Annotated in this window: 4 protein-coding genes and 1 tRNA gene; 4 read left to right on the plus strand and 1 reads right to left on the minus strand. The window is 36.1% G+C overall.

Annotated elements, in window-relative coordinates:
- Nucleotides 1–96 precede the first annotated feature (96 nt).
- The 4 genes from AC1DPQ_RS25495 (at nucleotide 97) to AC1DPQ_RS25510 (ending at nucleotide 1,989) form a co-directional block, all read left to right on the plus strand.
- A tRNA-Cys gene (locus tag AC1DPQ_RS25495) sits at nucleotides 97–170 on the plus strand.
- A 34-nt stretch (nucleotides 171–204) separates the two neighbouring features.
- Nucleotides 205–375: a hypothetical protein gene (locus tag AC1DPQ_RS25500; RefSeq protein WP_029275070.1), complete on the plus strand. Its 171-nt coding sequence runs from the start codon at nucleotides 205–207 to the stop codon at nucleotides 373–375.
- Between the two features lie 109 nt (nucleotides 376–484).
- Entirely contained in the window at nucleotides 485–1,258 is a 774-nt protein-coding gene (locus AC1DPQ_RS25505) for a hypothetical protein (protein WP_477580915.1), read from the plus strand.
- A 41-nt stretch (nucleotides 1,259–1,299) separates the two neighbouring features.
- The gene (locus AC1DPQ_RS25510; RefSeq protein ID WP_477611279.1) at nucleotides 1,300–1,989 is read left to right on the plus strand and encodes a DNA alkylation repair protein; all 690 of its coding nucleotides are present in this window, start codon (nucleotides 1,300–1,302) and stop codon (nucleotides 1,987–1,989) included.
- A gap of 27 nt (nucleotides 1,990–2,016) precedes the next feature.
- Here the strand turns inward: AC1DPQ_RS25510 and AC1DPQ_RS25515 are convergent.
- On the minus strand, nucleotides 2,017–2,244 hold a 228-nt coding region (locus AC1DPQ_RS25515), incomplete at its 5' end, for a hypothetical protein (RefSeq protein WP_477611280.1).

Below are 2,244 nucleotides of genomic sequence, written 5' to 3' on the forward strand. Positions count from 1 at the left end.
AATCTTTTGTGCTGAGTTAGTGCGAGTTCGAAATTAAATTAAGATATTATTTGCGGGCTAACTAATAATTGCTATTTTTGCAGCCTTGAATTTAAGGGTCGAGTGGCCGAGTGGCTAGGCAGAGGTCTGCAAAACCTTCTACAGCGGTTCGAATCCGCTCTCGACCTCCATTTGTACAAATAAAATAATTAAAAGGTTATTACCATGGCAGTTACCAGATTAAAAAGAAAAGACAGAAGAAATAAAAATACAGCTCACCAAGAGGTAGCATTTTTAAAGAGAGCAACTAACATTGAGTTAGGAAGCCGCTCTGCACAACCTAAAAACGATCAATTAGCTAAAAACAATGCTGTTTTAGCTGCTTTGGCAAAATAGTTTTTAGAAATTTCTTCTTAAAGAATTTAAAGCATCCTTCTGATCAAAGGATGCTTTTTTTATTTGTAATTTTTATTTAAATTATTGACTTGCTAATTTGATTCTAGCCATGCAAATAAAATCTATTCTTTTTATCTCATTCTTATTTTTTCCATCTATGGCTTTTTGTCAAAGCAACATAGCATTAGAAAAAAAACTGTCAAATTCATTTCAAAAGATTTCAAATTGGTCTGCAGAAAAATACGGCAAAAACAGTTTCGATTCTCTGGAATTATTCAATGATAATTTTGAAAAACAAGCTCTATCAACATTAAATAGAAATCCAGAATCTTTAAAATCAAAGTTTGATCAACTCAATAAAATGGGACTAAAAATTACCAGTTCGAAAGATGGCTTTTTAAGAATCTATTCATGGGATGATCAAACTGGTGGCACACAAAGAAGATTCAGAAACATTTACCAGACACAAACTGCAGGCATCACAAAAGCATTCATAAAGAAAAATGATCCAGGTGTTACACCCCTTAAAATCTATGACCTGACCATCAACAAACAAAGATATTATATCTTAACAGAGCTTTTTATCGGAAGTAGCGCTCTATTTTATTTCAAGGTAAAATTATTAAGAGTAGAGAAAAATGTGTTAAACAATAATCTTAAACTGATTTCAACAAAATCAGGGTTAACGAACGAATTAAGCTATGAAATAGATTATTCTGCAAGAATAAACAAGGATAATGAACATAAGATTGAACACTTTTATCCTTACTATAATAGCGACGAAAAAGAAATATCTATCCCCCTAGTCCAAGCAGATGGAAAATTCACAAACAAAAGAATAACTTATAAATTGATCGGCGCATACTTTAAAAAAGTGATCTAAAGCCAAGGCTCTTTACTTCAATGTAAAGGAAATACCTAAATTTGGAAACAGCGAAAGGTAAAACCATGAATCTTACAGAAACTCTTTCAAAACTAGAATCGCTCGGCGAGGAGAAAGTCCGCGCCATGCATATTAAGAACGGCGCCAGAGAAAATATTTTTGGCGTTAAAATGGGCGACATCAGGGCCATAGCCAAAAAGATCAAAACCGATCATGAACTTGCACTTCAACTCTGGGAAACTGAAAATATTGATGCTCGATTGCTAGCCATCTTAATCCTTAAACCAAAAGCGCTGTCTGCAGAACAGATTGAGCAAATGGTAGCTTCAGAAAATTTTACCTGGGCAGCTGATTGGTTTTACAATTACATTGTTAAAGAATACCCTGATAAGGAACAATTCAGAGAAAAGTGGATGAATTCGGGAAATATTATGCTGGCCCGTGCAGGCTGGAGCTTAACCAGCGGACGCATAACCAGAGCACCTGAAGGAATAGATATCCCTTCAATTCTCGATCGGATTGAAAAAGAAATGCCTAAAGCAGCACCAGAAATCCAATGGACGATGAATACCGCATTGGCTCAGATTGGCATTAACCATCCTGATTATAGAGAAAGAGCCTTAGCCATCGGCGAAAAACTTGGTATTTACCGCGATTATCCTGTTTCTAAAGGCTGTACTTCTCCATTTGCACCAATCTGGATTAATGAAATGGTAAGCCGGCAGAAATAGTTATTTAGCCTATAACCCAATATGTTTTCAATTAGTAAAGGTCTCCGAAAGGCTATCAATGACAGATTCTAATAGATTGGCCGTCTTTCCCGCGCAGGCGTATCGTGTGGACACATCTTTTGTTAATTCTATATTTGTTTTTAGTGCACGTTCATTAGGGCGGTCGTCATGCTGAACTTGTTTCAGCATCTTTCCTGCAAGATAGACCCTGAAATAAATTACCTTCGGTGAGCTCGCTAAAGCTCGGTTCAGGGT

Source organism: Pedobacter sp. 01T416_2 (assembly GCF_056398925.1).